This is a genomic window from Pseudomonas sp. PD9R, assembly GCF_019200975.1.
Taxonomy (GTDB): Bacteria; Pseudomonadota; Gammaproteobacteria; order Pseudomonadales; family Pseudomonadaceae; genus Aquipseudomonas.
The window spans coordinates 259,197-273,837 of the sequence record NZ_JAHTMR010000003.1 but is presented as its reverse complement, the minus strand read 5'-3'; the positions used below and the strand labels follow the sequence as shown (position 1 = coordinate 273,837).

The window sequence follows — 14,641 nt, the reverse complement described above, 5'->3', positions numbered from 1 at the left end:
TCTGAATACGAAACAGCCGTCCCGATGGCGCATCCTTGATGCCGATACCGAATGTCGACACCCGATGATAGGTCGCATTCTAGCCACAGTTTGTAACCAATAGTTAACCTGTCGGGGGGAAAATCTGTCCGCTGATACTGCCAAAGCGTAGGTGTGGCCTTATTGCCCTATCGTTTAAAGAGCCAGACCAGTACAATCGCCGCCAAACTTTACGCGCCCCCCTTGGTTGATGACGGGTATCCCCCGCCTCAGCGCACTTCGACTCGGGCCAAGCGCTTCATATGCTGCTGTCCACTTATTGCCAGATGGATCTTCCGCTTCTGACCGGGATGTATTTCCCGTGATCCGAATAGCGGAAACGGGTACTGATTCGGTACTGCCGCAACCCTAGCTACTCTGAATGCTTCGCAGGAAAAACCTTTGATTTCTACAGCTAACATCACGATGCAGTTCGGCGCCAAGCCGCTATTCGAAAACGTTTCGGTCAAATTCGGCGCGGGCAACCGCTACGGCCTGATCGGCGCCAACGGTTGCGGCAAGTCGACTTTCATGAAAATCCTCGGTAGCGACCTTGACCCGTCCGGCGGCCAGGTCATGCTGGAGCCGAACGTGCGCCTGGGTAAGTTGCGCCAGGATCAGTTCGCCTACGAAGAATTCACCGTGATCGATACCGTGATCATGGGTCATGAAGAGCTGTGGAAGGTCAAGGCCGAGCGCGACCGCATCTACTCGCTGCCGGAAATGACCGAAGAAGACGGCATGGCCGTGGCCGAACTGGAAACCGAGTTCGCTGAAATGGACGGCTACACCGCCGAATCCCGTGCCGGCGAGCTGTTGCTGGGCCTGGGTATCGGCATCGAGCAGCATTTCGGCCCGATGAGCGAAGTTTCCCCAGGCTGGAAACTGCGCGTATTGCTGGCTCAGGCACTGTTCTCCGATCCTGAAGTGCTGTTGCTCGACGAACCGACCAACCACTTGGACATCAACACCATCCGCTGGCTGGAAAACGTGCTGACCCAGCGCTCCAGCCTGATGATCATCATCTCTCACGACCGTCACTTCCTGAACAGCGTGTGCACCCACATGGCTGACCTGGACTACGGCGAGCTGCGCCTGTTCCCGGGCAACTACGACGAGTACATGACCGTGGCGACCCAGTCCCGCGAGCAACTGCTGTCGGACAACGCCAAGAAGAAAGCGCAGATTTCGGAACTGCAATCGTTCGTCAGCCGCTTCTCGGCCAACGCCTCGAAAGCCAAACAGGCCACTTCCCGCGCCAAGGCGATCGACAAGATCCAGTTGGCCGAGGTCAAGCCTTCGAGCCGTGTCAGCCCGTTCATCCGCTTTGATCAAAACAAAAAGCTGCACCGCCAGGCGGTCATCGTCGAGCGCATGGCCAAAGGCTTCGACGGCAAGCCGCTGTTCAAGGACTTCAGCTTCCAGGTTGAAGCTGGCGAACGCGTTGCGATCATCGGCCCGAACGGTATCGGTAAAACCACCCTGCTGCGCACCCTGGTCAACGAACTGACTCCGGATGCCGGTACCGTGAAGTGGACCGACGCTGCGGAACTGGGCTACTACGCCCAGGACCACGCCCATGACTTCGAAGATGACGTTACGCTGTTCGACTGGATGGGTCAGTGGACTCAGGGCGAGCAAATGATCCGTGGCACACTGGGTCGCATGCTGTTCTCCAACGACGAGATTCTCAAGTCGGTCAAGGTGATTTCCGGTGGTGAGCAAGGTCGCATGCTGTTCGGCAAGCTGATCCTGCAAAAGCCGAACGTGCTGATCATGGACGAACCGACCAACCACTTGGACATGGAATCCATCGAGGCGTTGAACCTGGCGCTGGAGAACTACCCGGGCACGCTGATCTTCGTCAGCCACGACCGTGAGTTCGTATCGTCCCTGGCCACTCGCATCATTGAGCTGAGCCCGAACGGCGTGACCGACTTCAGCGGCACCTATGATGATTACCTGCGTAGCCAGGGTGTGGTGTTCTAAGGGCAGCTTCGAGCCCTAAGCTGCAAGCTTCAAGTGAAAAGCCCTGTCCTGTGTGACGGGGCTTTTTTATGTTTATGGTTCAAAAGACCGCAGCCTTCGGCAGCGCCTACAGGGGGTCGCATTCAAATGCAGGAGCTGCCGAAGGCTGCGATCTTTTGATCGTTAGCCTGCTTTCTTTTATTCCACGCCCGCGCCATCATGCTGTTCTCCCACCGCCGCCCGCGAACGAGCCCTCATGTCTGCGCAGCAACAGCCACCGCAAAGCTCCATGGCGATCACCCTGCAGATCGTCTCCATCGTCTTTTATACCTTTATTGCTTTTCTCTGCATCGGCCTGCCGATTGCGGTGTTGCCAGGGTATGTCCATGAGCAACTGGGGTTCAGCGCCGTTATCGCGGGGCTGACCATTGGCTCGCAGTACCTCGCCACCCTCCTCAGCCGGCCCATGGCCGGGCGCATGTCAGACAGCGTCGGCACTAAACGCTCGATCATTTACGGCTTGTCCGGAATTGTCTTGAGCGGTGTGCTGACGCTGCTGTCGACCTTGTTGCAAGACTTCCCGCTGCTGAGCCTGTTGATCCTGATTGCCGGGCGCTTGTTGCTGGGGATCGCCCAAGGCTTGATCGGCGTCGGCACCATCAGTTGGTGCATGGGCCAGGTAGGCGTTGAACATACTGCTCGATCAATCTCGTGGAACGGCATTGCTTCCTATGGGGCGATTGCGATTGGTGCGCCGCTGGGCGTGGTAATGGTCGATCAGTTGGGGTTCGCGAGCCTGGGTATCGCCCTGTCTGTGCTGGCCCTGGCGGCATTGGTGCTTATCCGCAACAAACCCTCGGTGCCAGTGGTCCGCGGTGAGCGTTTGCCGTTCTGGGCGGTGTTCGGACGCATTGCGCCGTTCGGTGCCAGCTTGAGCCTGGCCTCCATTGGCTATGGCACCCTCACCACTTTTATTACCCTGTACTACCTCAATCGCGGCTGGACCGGCGCGGCTTACTGCCTGACTGTCTTCGGTGTGTGTTTTATTCTGGCGCGGCTGTTGTTCATTTCCAGTATCAGTCGGTTCGGTGGCTTCACGTCGGCCATTGCCTGCATGACCATCGAAACCATCGGTCTGGTGCTGCTGTGGTTCGCGCCTTCAACCGGCTATGCCTTGATCGGGGCCGGCCTGACCGGTTTCGGTTTGTCGCTGGTCTACCCGGCGCTGGGTGTCGAGGCAATCAAGCAAGTGCCCAACTCCAGCCGTGGCGCAGGCTTGAGTGCTTATGCAGTGTTTTTTGATTTGGCATTGGCGATTGCCGGACCATTGATGGGCGCTATCGCGCTGAACCTTGGGTATGCGTGGATTTTCTTTTGCGCGGCGTTGTTGTCGGTAACCGGTTTGGGACTGACGTTGTTGTTGAAACACCGCGCAATCGCCTAATCACCGAAATCATGTAGGCGCTGCCGAAGGCTGCGATCTTTTGATCTTGCTGTTGAAAAGCAAAATCAAAAGATCGCAGCCTGCGGCAGCTCCTTCAGGAAGGAATTATTGATCGGCGGTTTGCATTCCGGCCCGGGTTACCTTGCCCAGCGTGCGGGAGAAGAAGCGTCCGGCTTCCGAGATCAGGTTACGGTGAATGTCTTCACGGTCCACACCATCGGCATCGGTGCACAACGCCGGCATGATGACGATCTGCTCATCGTTGCACGGTGCCATGAACACGAAGTGCCCTGCCCCGGCCAATAGTTTGAAATCCGGAGCAACAGGCAGCTTGCGCGCGAGCGCGACGGCGTTCTTGTCGATGGGTACAAGTTTGTCGCCGTCACCGCTGTAAAGCAGCACCGGCACGTGCACATCGGCCAGGGTGTGGCGGCCGAACTTCAGGCTCAGCGGCGCCATCAGCAGAAGTGCATGGACCCGCGGATCAGCCACGGGCTGCAAGTCGTCACGGTCAACGATCAATTCGCCCTGGGTATTACAGGCATCGCGATCGTCCGGACGTTCCTGGCAGTAACGGCGCAGCCGATCCAGATCCGGGGTTGCGCCGGAAAGAATCAATGCCGTTTCCCCGCCCGCCGAATAACCGATCACGCCCACCTGATCGGCATTGACGAACGGCGACAGCATGCGGTCGCCGAGCGTCGCGGTAATGGCTTCGGAAATCTGGATAGGCCGCCCATACAGGTTGCTCAGGGTGCCGAGGCGACTATGGTCCTTGGAGTTATCACCGGGATGAATCACGGCCACTACCACAAAACCTTTGCGTGCCAGCGAAGTGGCCAGGTCGTGCAGCGCCAGCGGGGTTCCGGTGTTGCCGTGGGACAACATCAACATCGGAAAACGACCGATAGCGACTTTAGTGTCCTCGCCAGCCTCGACGGTGTAACCCTCCAGCTTGCTGGAGTGTTCCTTTTCGCTCGAAGGATAGAAGGCGATGGCGCGCATCGGCTGCAAATCGAGCGGATCGAGAAAGCTCATCTCGTGGTAGCCGACGCTCCAGTGAGGATGCGGCGCAGGCGCGGCGTGCACTGTATTCAGGCTGCTGAGCAGGCAGATCAGTAAAGTTGCACAAAGACGCACCATGGGATGCCCCACCTTGTTACCGGACTAGAGACGTAACCCTCGACTGCATAACTCGGGCCACAATCTGAAACGACCAGAAACAAAAAACTCCGTAGCTGGTACTTGCGTATCCAGAATACAGAGTTTTTTGAGGCTTTGCCTGAACGGCGTGATGTCTTTACGCAAGCCTTACGCGGCGGCGAACAACTGCTCGCTGATCTGCGTGTGAGCATCGCTCATCGCTTTGTTACGCACGTCGTCACCGTACGCCAGACCGTGAGCGCGGACGAACTCGATATCGGTGATGCCAATGAAACCGAACAGTACCTTCAAGTATTCTTCGTGGGCAACGCCAGTAGCCTGACCGGCGTGCATGCCACCGGAAGTCGAAACGATCACCACTTTCTTGCCACCGCACAGGCCTTCAGGGCCGGCTTCGGTGTAGTGGAAGGTTTTGCCGGCAACAGCGATGCGGTCGATCCAGGCTTTCAGTTGAGTCGGGACGGTGAAGTTGTACATCGGTGCTGCAATCACCACGGCATCAGCGGCGAGGAATTCGGCCAGAGTCGAAGCGCTCAATTCGGCTTCGTGTTGTTGCGCGGCGTTGCGCAGTTCAGCGGTGGTGCCAGCGGCAACCAGCGTGGTCGAAGAGAAATGGCTGATAGCGTCAGCAGCCAGGTCGCGGTAGGTCACTACGGCGGATGGCTCGGCGGTTTGCCAGGCTTTGACCACTTCGCTGCTCAGCTGACGGGAAGCCGAGTTGTCACCAAGAATGCTCGAATCGATATGCAGCAGTTTCATGTGGAATCTCCAGGTGAGGATCGCCGCCAGGGCGATCTGATGGAGACAATCCTACAGACGAAACCAATAGATGATTAGCCTGCAACAATGCGATAGTTTGTCCCACTGATAGAACGATTGAGTAAGCGCCCATGCAAGACTTGAATGACCTCTATTACTTCGCCAAGGTCGTGGAAGCCGGCGGATTTGCGGCTGCCGGGCGATTGCTGGGGATTCCCAAGTCGCGGCTGTCGCGGCGCATTGCCGAGCTGGAAGAACGCCTGGGCGCGCGGTTGCTGCAACGCACCACCCGCCAGCTCAAGTTGACTGCCGTGGGCGAGCGATACCTGCGGCATTGCCAGGCCATGTTGCTTGAAGCCGAAATGGCGGACGAGGCTGTGGCGAGCATGTCCAGCGAGCCCCGAGGGCGCTTGCGGGTCTCTTCCCCGGTCGGTTTGGCACACGAGATGCTGCCGGGGGTGATCAGCAGCTTTCTGGACAAATACCCTCAAGTCCAGTTAGAGGTGATGCTGGTCAATCGTCGTGTCGATTTGGTAACCGAAGGCGTGGATGTCGCATTGCGCGTTCGCGAGCCGGGCGATGAAGACCCGCTGCTGGTCACCCGTCGCCTGCGTCAGGCACAAATGCTCATGGTCGCCAGCCCCGCATTCCTTCAGGGCCTCGTCATCAATCACCCCGATGATCTGAAAAACCTGCCGGTGCTCGGCGCCCTGGAGCCCGATCGCCTGGTGCACATTAGTCTGGTTGATCGTCAGGGAAAAAAATACGACCTGGCCCTTGAAGCGCGGCTGGGCATCGACGACTTTATCGTGCGCAAGACTTGCACGCTCGCCGGCCAGGGTTTTACCACGTTGCCGATGATGTATTGCGAACAGGAACTGGCAAACGGCTCGCTGGTGCAGTTACTGCCCGAGTGGTCGTTGCCCGGCGGCTGGCTGCAAGCGGTCTACCCTCATCGACGCGGCGTGATGCCGGCCGTGCGTGCGTGGCTTGACCATTTGATCGAAACATTCAACGCCTGCGGGGATCGTTTGATATGACAGGACGCATGAACGAAGCCGACGTCGCGGCGTTTTGCCTGGCCTTGCCCGGTGCACGGGAAGACTACAAATGGGGTGGTGTGCGGGTGTTTTCGATTGCCGGGAACAAAATGTTCGCCCTGCAAAACCTGCGTGGCGCGTCCCTGGCGTTCAAGGTCGACAAGGACTTGTTTCTCGGTCATTGCGACCGTCCGGGCATTCATCCTGCGCCGTATCTGGCAAGGGCTCAGTGGATCATCATGGCAACGCCCTACCCGCTGGGCACCGAGGAACTGCAAGGTCTGTTACGCAGATCCCATCAGCTGGTGGTCAGCAAGTTGCCCAAGCGCACCCAGGTCGGGCTGCTGCTATAGATCTGGTTTCAGAACAACGCGAACAGGTGTGCCCCAAGGAACAGCATGTCGATCCAGAATACCTGGTGCAGCAGCACGATGAGCCAGAAGACCAATTGAAATGAGACTTTGCGGGTTTTGTGCCGAAATACCTGCTGCGCCAGCAGCGCACCCGGCCAGCCACCGGCGAACTCCAGCGCATGCAGCACGTTCTCCGGTGTTCGCCAATCGTCGGCGCGCGCTTTGCGCTTGTCACTCCAGTACAGGAAAAACGCCAGCACGCTGACGATGCCGTAGGCGGCCAATGGAATCACCGAGACGCCACGCAACCAAAACGACATCGAACCGTACAGTGGCAGCGCGCACAAGATCGCGAACACCTGCCATTTCAGGCGTGGATGCTGGACCTCTCCCCCGGATTTGCGTCCTCGGTCGTTGCGCGCGCTGGCATCACTCATGGCTTGGCAGCGCTCCAGTCAACCCAGCCAAACTGCCAGGTGGCCAGAATCAGCAAGCCGAATACGATGCGATACCAGGCGAACGCCGCATAGCTGTGGCTGGCGATGAACTTGAGCAGGCCTTTGACTGCAATCATCGCGAAGATGAACGCGGTGACGAAGCCCAGGGCGAACACCGGGAAGTCGGCCGCCACGAACAGCTTGTGGTACTTGTAGCCCGAGTAAACCGCAGCGCCCACCATGGTCGGCATCGCCAGGAAGAACGAAAACTCGGTGGCGGTTTTACGCGACAAACCGAACAACAGGCCGCCGATGATTGTCGAGCCGGAACGCGAGGTGCCCGGAATCATCGCCAGACACTGGGCGAAGCCGACCTTCAGCGCGTCTTTCCAGGTGATTTCATCAACGGTTTCGGCGTGCACTTCATGCTGACGCTGTTCCGCCCACAACATGATGATGCCGCCCACCACCAAAGCCGTGGCCACGGTGATCGGGTTGAACAGGTAATGGTGGATCAAGTCGGCGAAAATCACCCCCAATACCACGGCCGGCAGGAAGGCAATCAGCAGGTTCGCGGTAAAGCGACGCGCACTTGGCTGGGTGGGCAAGCCGACAACCACGTCGAATATCTTGCGGCGAAACTCCCACACCACCGCCAGGATTGCCCCGAGCTGAATGATGATATTGAACGCCATGGCACGCTCGCCACCGAAGTCGAGCAAGTCGGCAACAATAATCTGGTGCCCGGTACTGGAAATGGGCAAGAACTCCGTCAGCCCTTCTACAACACCAAGAATCAAAGCCTGAAAGGCAGTCCAAAGATCCATCAATCCCCCAAAAGGCTATGCACCAGTGCATGCCCCGTTAGTATTTTTAAAACGTTGATCGCGATTAGCGTAGCTGAAATCCCGCCCGCACAAGATCCACACAAACCCCTGAAATTTCCGTGAAAAAATCAATTTGGATTCAGGTTTCTCCGTGCGGGGCCGAAATCCTATCAGACAAGTCTGATTGGCGCTGCTGCCTTATCGGGCCTGGCAAGATGCTGGCGGTTATTCATTGCAAGACCAAGTAAATCCAAGAATAAGAAACTGGAGTAGCGCGTTATGAACAGCTTGCGCAATATGTCGATCAGCCGGCGTTTGTGGCTCATCTTGATCGTGGCCGTCATGATGCTATTGGCCTTGGGCACCTTGATGCTCAAGCAGATTCACGACGACCTGTACGTCGCCAAGGCCCAGAAAACCCAGCATGTGGTGCAAACCGCCAGCGGTATTCTCACCTACTACCACGACCTGGAAACCGCCGGCACGCTCACTCGCGAAGCCGCGCAGAAGCAGGCGCTGACCGCCGTTCGTGGCTTGCGTTATGACCAGAACGACTACTTCTGGATCAATGATCTGACGCCGGTGATGATCATGCACCCGGCCAACCCGAAGCTCGATGGCCAGAACCTGTCGGCCATTCGCGACCCGGACGGTTTTGCGGTATTCAATGAAATGGTGGCGGTTGCCAAGAGCAAAGGCGCCGGGAGCATCAATTACCGTTGGCCAAAACCGGGTGCCAGCGCGCCGGTGGAAAAAACCTCCTACGTTAAACTGTTCGAGCCCTGGGGCTGGGTGATCGGCTCGGGCGTGTACATCGATGACATGCAAGCCGAGTTCTATGGCCAGGTCTGGAAAGCTTCATCTATTGGTCTGGCGATCGCATTGTTCATGGCAGCACTGGTGATCGTGATCGCCCGCAGCATTGTCCGCCCGCTTCAGGAGACCGTGAATGCGATGGCCAATATAGCCAGTGGCGAAAGTGACTTGACCCGCAGCCTCGACACCCGCGGCCAGGATGAAGTCACCCAATTGGCCCGGCACTTCAATGCCTTTACGACCAAACTGCGTCTGGTGATCGGTGAATTGCAGGTGTCGGCGAGCGCGCTGGGTCAGTCGTCAAGCGAATTGGGCAACGACGCCATCCAGGCTCAGCAGCGCAGCCAGCAGCAGTCGCAACAGATGGAACTGGTGGCCACGGCCATCAATGAAGTGACCTATGGTGTGCAGGATGTGGCGAAGAATGCCGAGCACGCTGCCAGCGAAATGCGCAACGCCGAAGCGCAGGCACAACAGGGCCAGGTCAATATCGACGGCAGCCTGCAACAGATCGACACTTTGTCGTGCACGATCAATCAGGCGGTGGAAGTGATCCGCACACTGGCCACCGAAAGCACCCAGATCGGCAGCGTTCTTGAAGTGATCCGCTCCATCGCCGAACAAACCAACCTGCTGGCCCTCAACGCCGCCATCGAAGCGGCCCGGGCCGGCGAGCAAGGGCGTGGTTTCGCGGTGGTAGCCGACGAAGTGCGTCTGCTGGCCCAACGCACCCAGAAGTCCACGGCTGAAATCCAGACAATGATCGAACGGCTGCAAAGCCATTCCGAGGCGGCGGTCAAAGTGATTGGTGACAGCAGTCGGGCCTCGCAGCTGACCATTGAACAGGCCGGTCTGGCCAGTGCGAGCCTCAATGCCATCGGCCAGGCATTGCGCAACCTCAACGGCTTGAACGCCTCCATTGCCAGCGCAACGTTGCAGCAGGCCCATGTGGTAGAGGACATCAATCAGAACGTCACGCAAGCGGCCGGATTGTCCCACAGCACGGCGCTCGCAGCTGAACAGTCCAGTACGGCGAGCGTGCGGTTGAAGGGGTTGAGCGAACAGTTGAACGGGCTACTCAAGCAGTTCCGGGTGTAATGCGAAAAGATCGCAGCCTGCGGCAGCGCCTACATGGGTTTGTGTGAACCCGCAGGCTGCGATCTTTTGATCTTAAAATTACCCGCCTGCGGTTACAATCCGCACCCTCTTCGACTCCCCCCAAGGAACCTCCATGTCCGGGCTTGAACTGTTTGCCGCCGCCCTCGGTGTCATTGCCGTCTGGTTGACGGTCAAACAGAACCCCTGGTGCTGGCCGATCGGTCTGGTCATGGTGCTTATATATAGCTGGATCTTTTTCGAGGTAAAGCTGTACTCGGACATGTTGCTGCAAGTGATCTACGCCGCCTTGCAGATTTACGGCTGGTGGCAGTGGACCCGCGCGGGCGACGCGCAGCACGGACGCGAGGTCAGCCGACTGGATGCACAATCGGTGACATTCGGTTTGATTGCCGGCGGGATCGGCAGCCTGTTGTTGGGGGCTGCCATGGCGCACTGGACGGACGCAGCCCAACCGTGGCTCGATGCGGCGCTGACCGGTTTCAGTTTGGTGGCGCAGGTCTGGATGGCGCAAAAGCGCGTTCAATGCTGGCCACTCTGGATCACCGTGGATGTGATCTTTGTCGGCCTGTTCCTCTATAAAGGCCTGTACCTGACGGCTGCCCTGTACGGGCTGTTCTTGCTGCTTGCCGTGCAAGGCTGGCGTGAATGGCGCGCCGCCCCGGCGTTGCGCACATGAAAGTCCTGGTACTCACAGGCCCTGAATCCAGCGGCAAGAGTTGGCTGGCGGCCGAACTGCAGCAGCATTTCGGCGGTGTTCGGGTGGACGAGTATGTGCGTTGGTTCATTGAGCAGAACCCACGGGAAACCTGCCTTGCCGATATCCCGGAAATCGCTCGGGGGCAACTCGATTGGGAAGATGAAGCTCGTGCCCGGCACCCGCACTTGCTGATCCTCGATACTCACTTGCTGAGCAACATGCTTTGGAGCCAGACATTGTTTGGCGATTGCCCGGCCTGGATCGAGCAAGCGTTGCTGGCGCGGCACTACGATTTGCATTTGCTGTTGTCGCCCGAAAATATCGATTGGACGGATGATGGACAACGTTGCCAACCCGAACTCAGAGAGCGCCAAGTGTTCTTCGACAAGTGCCTGGCGTGGCTGCAACAGCACCCACAATCTGTGCAAACCCTGCAGGGTGACTGGGCTGAACGGCGAATTCAGGCATTTCAGGCGGTGACCGGATTGCTTGCCTCCAACCCCTGATTTTGGGGTTTTTTACCCAGTGCGCCCCCTGTTTTGGGTGAAAAGTGTCCAATCCTGAAACAACCTGTCGGTCCCAAACGGCCCGTTTCAGCACCCCTCGCCTTTTAACGCCCTCATTTGTTAAGGCGCTGAAACACTCCCCCACAACCCGCGATCTAGAGCATCGCAAGCCATTTAGACGGTTGGCGGCCCTGCTGTTTGTCTTATGGTTGTAACAGCTGACATAACGCGCTCCCGGACAAAATCTGTAACCCTCTGATTTTATTAAATAACCAAAAAACGGCACACCTCCTGCTCTCTTCCTTCGCAACGCTGATAAGGGCCAGCGTTCCACTTACAGAAGGAATTGCCGCCGTGGGGAAATTTTATAGAAGTATCTATAGCCTTCTGCTGACCGGATGCGCACTAGGCTCAAGCGTCTGCCTGCCTGTTCAGGCTGACAACGGCATCATAATCATCAAACGTGATGTCCAACCGCGCAACGCAGTACAAGCGCCAGTCATTCCCGATCCTAATCCCACAACCGCCAATGCCAACCCGTCCAGACAAATCCTGAATCAAACGAACGAGTTGAATGACGGTGACTTTGCCAACGTCGCCAGTGGTGCAGGCATCTCACGCCTGGTCAGTCAAAACAACAATCTGGGCGGCAATATCAGCACGCAAAATCAGCTTTCCAACCTCCCCGCCGGCCGTTCCGGAAATGGTGGCAACGGTATTTCCAACATGGTCAATTCAAGCGTCCAGCAAGGCTTGGGTGCTCTGAAAATCATAACGGGAGACCGTTAAGATGAATCGTACCCTGCTGATCCTTGCCATGTTTTGCAGTGCATCGACCTTTGCTCAGTCTCCCGTCATCAATAACGCCGAAATCGACAATTCGGGCGCGCAGTATTCGGGCAACCTCGGCGTCAACCAGGCTGCCGGCGATCAACAGCAACAGGCTAATGCCCGGGCCATCGCCGTCGGCAATTCAGCTAGCGCAAGCACCCAAATCCGCCAACGGTTACGCACCCATGTCGACCCCGCGATCGACGCCCGGTCCAGCATCCAGGGTGACTCCTTCAGCCATGGCAACGGTGTGCTGGGTGTCAATCAGAGCTCGGGTGCCAGCAACCAGCAAGCCAACGCACTGCATATCAGCATCAGTGCGCAGCCGCAAAGTATCGATGACAGCGTCCTCATGCAACAGAACGTGGCGCTGCTCAACAACTCCGATCCGACTGATTCGACACCAGGCTATCGCCAGGTCACGACCAGTGACCAGGCTTTCACCGGTAGCCGTGGGGTAATTCAGTTGAATCAGAGCGCCGGGGTGGGAAACCGAATGGCCAACACCGTGAGCGTACGGGTCGCGGATTGACCCAAACAGGTAATAACAACACTTAACCTAAAATAAGTACGGAGAATCACCATGAAACCTTCGATGGCATTAAAGCCTCTGGTTTTCGCAATTGCTGCGGTCATGGCTGTTGCTGTACAAGCTAACGACGGGCGGGACAACGATCACCACCACCATAACGGTGGCAATCAAACGCCTCCTCCAAAAATGATCCCTATCAGCGCGACTGCCACTGCCAACGATAAGCAAAGCAGTACCGGCAACCGCATCCTCAACCAAGGCACTCAGAACTCAGCCGAGATGAGTAGCTCTGGTACAGGTGCCAGCGGCAACGTCGGCGTCAACGTGGCGGGCGGCTCCGGCAACCAACAAGACAACGCGGCTGCCATCGCAAACGCTGCCTCCGACAACGCGGCTATCGACAATAGCTTCGTGTTCGGCACTGCCAGTGCTACCGCCAGAGTCACTCAGTACAGCAACAACAACCGGGTCGACAACTACTCCACCACCAACTCGGCGACTATGAGTGGGTCGGGCAGTGGCGCTAGCGGCAACATGGGTATCAACATTGCTGGTGGCGACCTTAACCAACAGAAAAACACCATGGCGATTGCCAACTCCAGTGCGCCGCTGGGTAATGCATCAGCCACCGCCTCTGCCGAACAAACCGGTCCTGGCCTGACAGTGAATAACAACGCTGATCGGACCTACAGCCTGGATACCCTGTCGTTCACCACAACCAAAAGCGGGAGTGCATCTTTCAACAAAGACTCCAACTTGAGCGTTGATAAGAGCGCTTCCAGCAACTGGGCTGCGAGTGGTGCCAATAGCTTTGACGCCAGCGGTTCCAAAACCTCTGCTGCCAACGGTTCCGCGAGTACGGATTCGAGCGCTTCCAGCAGTGCTACTTTGAGCGCCAGTGTGAACGCCACGTTGGCAGCATCGGCGGCGGCTTCAAGAAGTTCTACCTTCAATAATGGCAATGGCGACCACACCCGCAGTTCGAGTGCCAATGGATCGCTCAATGCTTCGCTAGACGCATCGGTCGATGCATCTGTCGACACATCGAACACAAACTCGACCGACTCTTCGTACGATAAGTCGCACAGTTCGTCTTTCACAAAATCGTATGACTCCTCGTACGACAAATCTGGCGAAAAATCGTCCGCATCCACGAAAGACGTAACGAAGAGCTACAGCGAAAGCAGTTCATTTGATTTGAGCAACACTTACTCTTATCAAGTGCTGACCCCAACTGGCTGGGCAAACCCTGTGACCAACACCGCAACCCTGAGCGGTTCGGTGAATGGTGGCAGTGGCAACCTCGGCGTCAACGTAGCTGCTGGCGTGGGCAACCAACAAAGCAACTCGCTGGCCATTTCCAACCAGTCGTTCTGATTGCTGTCTCTGGAGGCCCCCTTACGGGGGCCTTTTTCAACGCACATAGAAGGCGTCCTACCATGCGCATTATCGCCTTGGCATTTTTGCTATGCGTGGCCGGTGTGATCGAGGCTGCCCAAATGCCGCTTTCCGTCCTGCCGGGCGGCGCGGTGATATATAAGCCGATCCAGAGCATACGCGAGCGCAAATTTTCCGACCTCGTGCAACAGAAAACCGACTTCAGTTGCGGCGCAGCTGCGCTGGCGACCATCTTGCGTCAGGCCTATTGGCTGGACGTGACTGAACATCAGATTATCGAAGGAATGCTCGAACATTCCGATCAGGATCTGGTACGCGTCCAGGGCTTCTCGATGCTGGACATGAAGCGCTACGTGGAAAGTATCGGCATGCGGGCGCGTGGCTACCGGGTCGCGCCGGAAACGTTGAACGACATCAGAATTCCGGTTGTGGTGCTCATGGATATCCGCGGCTACAAACACTTTGTGGTCATGCAGAAAGTCCAAAAGGGCTGGGTCTACATCGGAGATCCGGTACTCGGTCATAAACGTTTCAAACTCGAAGATTTTGTCAAAGGCTGGAACGGCATCATCTTCGCCGTCATCGGCCAGGGCTATGACAAAACCAACGCGCTGCTCGACCCACCCATGCCGCTGACCGCCAAGAACCGCATCGACACCTTCAGCCCGGTGCAGGACGCAGAGTTGATGGATTTCGGATTTATCCGAAGCGACTTCTTCTAATAACAAGGGA

15 protein-coding genes and 1 pseudogene are annotated in these 14,641 nt (G+C 57.3%); 12 read left to right on the top strand and 4 right to left on the bottom strand.

The features are described 5' to 3' along the window. Positions 1 to 420 precede the first annotated feature (420 nt). Together KUF73_RS08830 and KUF73_RS08825 are read left to right on the top strand one after the other, a co-directional pair. Complete coding sequence (locus KUF73_RS08830) at positions 421 to 2,007, top strand: ABC-F family ATPase (RefSeq protein ID WP_218437654.1); 1,587 nt, start codon at positions 421 to 423, stop codon at positions 2,005 to 2,007. A gap of 235 nt (positions 2,008 to 2,242) precedes the next feature. Further along, the gene (locus KUF73_RS08825) at positions 2,243 to 3,430 is read left to right on the top strand and encodes an MFS transporter (RefSeq protein WP_218437653.1); all 1,188 of its coding nucleotides are present in this window, start codon (positions 2,243 to 2,245) and stop codon (positions 3,428 to 3,430) included. A 105-nt stretch (positions 3,431 to 3,535) separates the two neighbouring features. On the opposite strand, the gene KUF73_RS08820 is transcribed toward KUF73_RS08825, so the two are convergent. Beyond that, positions 3,536 to 4,573, bottom strand: coding sequence for a dienelactone hydrolase (locus KUF73_RS08820; RefSeq protein ID WP_218437652.1), 1,038 nt, complete (start codon positions 4,571 to 4,573; stop codon positions 3,536 to 3,538). A gap of 168 nt (positions 4,574 to 4,741) precedes the next feature. Further along, the gene (locus KUF73_RS08815; RefSeq protein ID WP_218437651.1) at positions 4,742 to 5,353 is read right to left on the bottom strand and encodes an FMN-dependent NADH-azoreductase; all 612 of its coding nucleotides are present in this window, start codon (positions 5,351 to 5,353) and stop codon (positions 4,742 to 4,744) included. A gap of 131 nt (positions 5,354 to 5,484) precedes the next feature. Here KUF73_RS08815 and KUF73_RS08810 point away from each other — a divergent pair, with 131 nt between their 5' ends. Together KUF73_RS08810 and KUF73_RS08805 are read left to right on the top strand one after the other, a co-directional pair. Continuing rightward, positions 5,485 to 6,393, top strand: a complete 909-nt coding sequence (locus tag KUF73_RS08810; protein ID WP_218437650.1) for a LysR substrate-binding domain-containing protein — start codon at positions 5,485 to 5,487, stop codon at positions 6,391 to 6,393. A gap of 8 nt (positions 6,394 to 6,401) precedes the next feature. Then, complete coding sequence (locus KUF73_RS08805; protein ID WP_218437649.1) at positions 6,402 to 6,746, top strand: MmcQ/YjbR family DNA-binding protein; 345 nt, start codon at positions 6,402 to 6,404, stop codon at positions 6,744 to 6,746. Positions 6,747 to 6,754: 8 nt separating this feature from the next. Here KUF73_RS08805 and KUF73_RS08800 read toward each other — a convergent pair whose 3' ends face one another. Continuing rightward, a complete protein-coding gene (locus tag KUF73_RS08800; RefSeq protein WP_218437648.1) occupies positions 6,755 to 7,183 on the bottom strand; it encodes a DUF1294 domain-containing protein in 429 nt (142 codons plus the stop codon). Further along, positions 7,180 to 8,010, bottom strand: a complete 831-nt coding sequence (locus tag KUF73_RS08795; protein ID WP_218437647.1) for an undecaprenyl-diphosphate phosphatase — start codon at positions 8,008 to 8,010, stop codon at positions 7,180 to 7,182. Before KUF73_RS08795 ends, KUF73_RS08800 begins: the two co-directional genes overlap by 4 nt. 279 nt (positions 8,011 to 8,289) lie before the next feature. Here KUF73_RS08795 and KUF73_RS31650 point away from each other — a divergent pair. The 8 genes and pseudogenes from KUF73_RS31650 to KUF73_RS08760 form a co-directional block, all read left to right on the top strand. Next, a pseudogene (locus tag KUF73_RS31650) lies at positions 8,290 to 9,066 on the top strand (cache domain-containing protein); the annotation flags it as partial. 123 nt (positions 9,067 to 9,189) lie between these two features. Continuing rightward, positions 9,190 to 9,924 carry a methyl-accepting chemotaxis protein gene (locus KUF73_RS31645; RefSeq protein ID WP_371135437.1) on the top strand — a complete coding sequence of 245 codons (735 nt, stop codon included), beginning with the start codon at positions 9,190 to 9,192 and terminating at the stop codon, positions 9,922 to 9,924. Positions 9,925 to 10,057: 133 nt separating this feature from the next. Further along, entirely contained in the window at positions 10,058 to 10,621 is a 564-nt protein-coding gene (gene pnuC / locus KUF73_RS08785; RefSeq protein WP_218437645.1) for a nicotinamide riboside transporter PnuC, read from the top strand. Then, positions 10,618 to 11,148: an AAA family ATPase gene (locus tag KUF73_RS08780; protein WP_218437906.1), complete on the top strand. Its 531-nt coding sequence runs from the start codon at positions 10,618 to 10,620 to the stop codon at positions 11,146 to 11,148. Before pnuC ends, KUF73_RS08780 begins: the two co-directional genes overlap by 4 nt. Positions 11,149 to 11,502: 354 nt before the next feature. Then, positions 11,503 to 11,937, top strand: a complete 435-nt coding sequence (locus tag KUF73_RS08775) for a hypothetical protein (protein WP_218437644.1) — start codon at positions 11,503 to 11,505, stop codon at positions 11,935 to 11,937. Between the two features lies 1 nt (position 11,938). Next, entirely contained in the window at positions 11,939 to 12,511 is a 573-nt protein-coding gene (locus tag KUF73_RS08770) for an adhesin (protein WP_218437643.1), read from the top strand. A gap of 51 nt (positions 12,512 to 12,562) precedes the next feature. Continuing rightward, a complete protein-coding gene (locus KUF73_RS08765; protein WP_218437642.1) occupies positions 12,563 to 13,888 on the top strand; it encodes a heme utilization protein in 1,326 nt (441 codons plus the stop codon). A gap of 62 nt (positions 13,889 to 13,950) precedes the next feature. Beyond that, positions 13,951 to 14,631: a C39 family peptidase gene (locus KUF73_RS08760; RefSeq protein WP_218437641.1), complete on the top strand. Its 681-nt coding sequence runs from the start codon at positions 13,951 to 13,953 to the stop codon at positions 14,629 to 14,631. Positions 14,632 to 14,641 lie beyond the last annotated feature (10 nt).